The sequence below is a fragment of the Paenisporosarcina sp. P5_A11 genome (genome assembly GCF_056400705.1).
Genome location: NZ_JBFUKT010000239.1, coordinates 1 through 3,915, shown reverse-complemented (window position 1 = coordinate 3,915; position 3,915 = coordinate 1). Strand labels below are relative to the sequence as shown.

Genomic DNA, 3,915 nt, shown 5'->3' with positions numbered 1-3,915 from the left:
TTTTTCCACCTTTCGCATTTCCTATGTTTAGTTTAATCAAAAGATGGGAAAAAATCTTGTAAGTAGTCTTAATGAAGTTGACAAAATTAACTTCTTGTCATATTGTATATAAAACATTCAGAATATTTTGATTTATAATCAGAAAAGGGGTGTAAGACCATGAAACAAGTTGTTCATATCGTACGCAAACAAGAGATAGAGAAAAAATTAATCTTAGGGTTAAAATTGGAGCTTGACTATGAACTTGCCTCTCTGTTCGATGCAATTAAACATGAAAACCAAAGTGAAATTGAGAAGAGCAAAGTAAGACTAGGTGAGATTCATTCTGAGTTGGAGGCCTTGCATGCCTTATATTGAAAACAAAAAAACACATATTAATACGTAAGCACCTAATGGTCAATTTCTGACATAAGGTGCTTTTTTGTTTATACTAAGGTTAATGATTTAGGAAAGGCGGCTAGTCAATTGGAACTTCAAAAACTCGATCGTTATGCAAAAGCGTTAATTAAAGAAGCAGGTAGAAAAATTCGTCAGTCTTTTTCAAGCGAACTGGCTATAGAATCAAAAGCGGATGCCAATGATTTAGTGACCAATATAGATAAAGAAATTGAACAATTTTTCATTAAACATATTCGACATGATTTTGAAGGTCACTTCATTTTAGGCGAAGAAGGATTCGGTGATCGCCTCACTAACCTCGATGGGTATGTGTGGATGTTGGATCCAATCGATGGGACAATGAATTTTATCCATCAGCAACGAAATTTCGCCATATCGTTGGGTATTTATAAGGATGGTATTGGGGTTCTCGGATATATATATGATGTAATACATGATGAATTATATAGTGCACAAAAAGGACAAGGGGCATATTTAAACGATGAGCCAATTCCTCTCCTTGAATCAACAACGATTTCAGAAGCTATTATTGGAATGAATGCGAGTTGGGTAGTGCCAAACAGTTATATTGAAAATGAAGGACTTGTAAGGCTTGTTAAAGACGTCAGAGGCATACGTTCGTATGGATCAGCAGCTCTAGAACTAGCCTATGTCGCAACAGGAAGGATAGATGCCTATATGTCTATGCGTTTATCGCCCTGGGATGTTGCGGGAGGTGTCGTGATCGCACAAGAAGTAGGCGCAGTAGCAACTAATTTGAATGGACAACCTTTAAAGTTACTTGGACAGGATACATTTCTTGTGGCACGAAAAAGTTTGCATGACACTTTAATCGAGAAATACATTATTCTAAAATAGGCTCTGTTAAACAATGATTCGGTTCGTAGTTGTGTTTGTTCTTCAATATATACAGAATTCATTAACATAGTCTTAAAATAAAAAGCAAGAAATGGAAGTCCTCCATTTCTTGCTTTTTCCTATAATAAACCTTGTTCGCGCATTTTCTTTTTCGTTTTAAAGCCAAATCCCATCACGAGGATTAATAATAAAATACTCACAAGAATACCTGGAATACTACGTAACCCAACGGAAATCCCAATAGAGAACATTGATAGCAAAGCCAACAGGGAGTAAAGCGCAAATACCCATTTAAAATTTTTCACGGAAAGTCCTCCACCTAATAAATAAAATTTTTCAATGCAAAATCAGACAAATATATATAACATGTGCTATAATAACACAGTTAAGGACTCGAAAAAAGAATATGGAGTGAAACAATGACTAATTTACGTCAAGACCTAAGAAATATTGCAATAATTGCCCACGTTGACCATGGTAAAACTACTTTAGTTGACCAAATGTTAAAACAATCAGGTACTTTCCGTTCAAATGAACATGTGGACGAGCGTGCCATGGATTCTGGTGATATCGAGCGTGAGCGCGGTATAACTATCCTAGCTAAAAATACAGCGATCCAATATAAAGATGTGAAGATCAACATTCTTGACACGCCTGGCCACGCTGACTTTGGTGGAGAAGTTGAACGTATTATGAAAATGGTAGACGGTGTTCTACTTGTAGTTGACGCATACGAAGGTTGTATGCCACAAACTCGTTTCGTATTGAAAAAAGCACTAGAACAAAATTTACAACCTATCGTTGTTGTAAACAAAATTGACCGTGACTTTGCACGTCCTGAAGAAGTTGTGGACGAAGTTCTAGAACTTTTCATTGAACTTGAAGCAAATGACGAACAATTAGAATTCCCAGTAATTTTCGCATCAGGTATGAATGGTACTGCAAGTCTTTCATCTGACGTTGCAGATCAAGAAGAAAACATGAAAGTAATTTATGATGCAATTATTGAACACATTCCAGCGCCAGTTGATAACAAAGAAGACCCACTTCAATTCCAAGTGTCTCTTTTAGATTACAATGACTATGTTGGCCGTATTGGTATTGGTCGCGTATTCCGTGGAACTATGGAAGTAGGACAACAAGTCTCTCTAATGAAATTAGACGGTAAAGTGAAAAACTTCCGTGTTACAAAAATGTTTGGATTTATGGGTCTAAAACGTATTGAAATTCAACAAGCTCACGCTGGTGATTTGATTGCCGTTTCAGGAATGGAAGATATCAACGTTGGGGAAACAGTTTGTCCAACAGAACATCCTGAGGCATTACCTATTTTACGTATCGATGAGCCAACTCTTCAAATGACGTTCCTAGTGAACAACAGTCCATTCGCTGGACGTGAAGGTAAATGGGTAACATCTCGTAAAATTGATGAGCGTTTACAATCTCAACTTGAAACAGACGTTTCATTACGTGTTGAGCCTACAGATTCTCCTGATGCATGGGTAGTTTCTGGTCGCGGAGAATTGCATTTATCTATCTTGATTGAGAACATGCGCCGTGAAGGTTTCGAATTACAAGTGTCTAAACCAGAAGTTATTGTTCGCGTTATCGATGGCGTTCGTTGTGAGCCAGTTGAACGTGTACAAGTTGATGTACCTGAAGAACATGTTGGTTCAATTATTGAATCAATGGGTGAACGTAAAGGTGAAATGCTTGATATGGTTAATAACGGTTCAGGTCAAGTACGTTTAGTATTTATGGTACCTGCTCGTGGATTAATTGGATACACAACTGATTTCATGACATTAACACGTGGATACGGAATCATTAACCACACATTCGATAGCTACCAACCGATGCAAAAAGGTCGTGTAGGTGGACGTAGTAAAGGTGTTCTTGTAGCAATGTCTACAGGTACTGCTTCTGAATACGGAATTTTAGGTATTGAAGATCGTGGTACGATTTTCGCTGAACCAGGTTCTGAAATTTATGAAGGAATGATCGTTGGAGAGCATACTCGTGATAACGACTTAACAGTTAATATTACGAAAATGAAAGCAGCCAACAACATTCGTTCTGCAAATAAAGAAGCAACAACAACTAGAAAAAAACCACGTATCATGACTTTAGAAGAGTCACTTGAATACTTAAATGATGATGAGTACTGTGAAATTACACCTCAATCAATTCGTTTACGTAAAAAAGTGCTTGATAAAGCTGAACGTGAACGCGTTACGAAAAAGAGTAAAACAGCTGAAAATAACTAAGAGTGATTGAAAGGTTGAGGAATCTTGGACGAACAGCAATTTGTCTTTGACAAAATGTACCCTACTGCGCGTTTTCTTTATAAATTCTTCCTTCCAAACTATGAGATGGCAGGATACGCTCTGTTTCTTGTCATCTTCTTACTATCAGTGTTAGTTTATAAACTCGGATTTGCAAAAAAGTTAAAGATGTCTCAAAATATCGTTATTTATCTCTTTTTGTTTTTAGGATGCATAATGTTAACATTTTTAGCTTTCTTCCTACCCGTTGTGGAAGGATTAATAGTTGCTGCGATGATTTTAATTTTATATAAAATTCGTTTGCACAATGAAAAAAAGAGAAGCGCTAGCGCGAGCTAGTGCTTCTCTTTTTTTGTGTTTTCAAATATAGTAG

Annotated in this window: 5 protein-coding genes; 4 read left to right on the top strand and 1 reads right to left on the bottom strand. The window is 36.8% G+C overall.

Annotation, left to right across the window (positions count from 1 at the left end; genetic code table 11):
• Positions 1-159 precede the first annotated feature (159 nt).
• Positions 160-357 (top strand): hypothetical protein, encoded by a 198-nt coding sequence (locus AC1DOS_RS18525; RefSeq protein WP_108584451.1) that lies wholly within the window; start codon positions 160-162, stop codon positions 355-357.
• A gap of 108 nt (positions 358-465) precedes the next feature.
• Positions 466-1,257: an inositol monophosphatase family protein gene (locus AC1DOS_RS18520; protein WP_477538688.1), complete on the top strand. Its 792-nt coding sequence runs from the start codon at positions 466-468 to the stop codon at positions 1,255-1,257.
• Between the two features lie 119 nt (positions 1,258-1,376).
• Here AC1DOS_RS18520 and AC1DOS_RS18515 read toward each other — a convergent pair whose 3' ends face one another.
• Positions 1,377-1,562, bottom strand: coding sequence for a DUF5325 family protein (locus AC1DOS_RS18515; protein ID WP_108584454.1), 186 nt, complete (start codon positions 1,560-1,562; stop codon positions 1,377-1,379).
• A gap of 114 nt (positions 1,563-1,676) precedes the next feature.
• On the opposite strand from AC1DOS_RS18515, the gene typA reads away from it, so the two are divergent.
• Positions 1,677-3,524 (top strand): translational GTPase TypA, encoded by a 1,848-nt coding sequence (typA, locus tag AC1DOS_RS18510; protein WP_108584456.1) that lies wholly within the window; start codon positions 1,677-1,679, stop codon positions 3,522-3,524.
• Positions 3,525-3,548: 24 nt separating this feature from the next.
• Positions 3,549-3,881: a YlaH-like family protein gene (locus tag AC1DOS_RS18505; protein ID WP_108584457.1), complete on the top strand. Its 333-nt coding sequence runs from the start codon at positions 3,549-3,551 to the stop codon at positions 3,879-3,881.
• Positions 3,882-3,915: the final 34 nt, after the last annotated feature.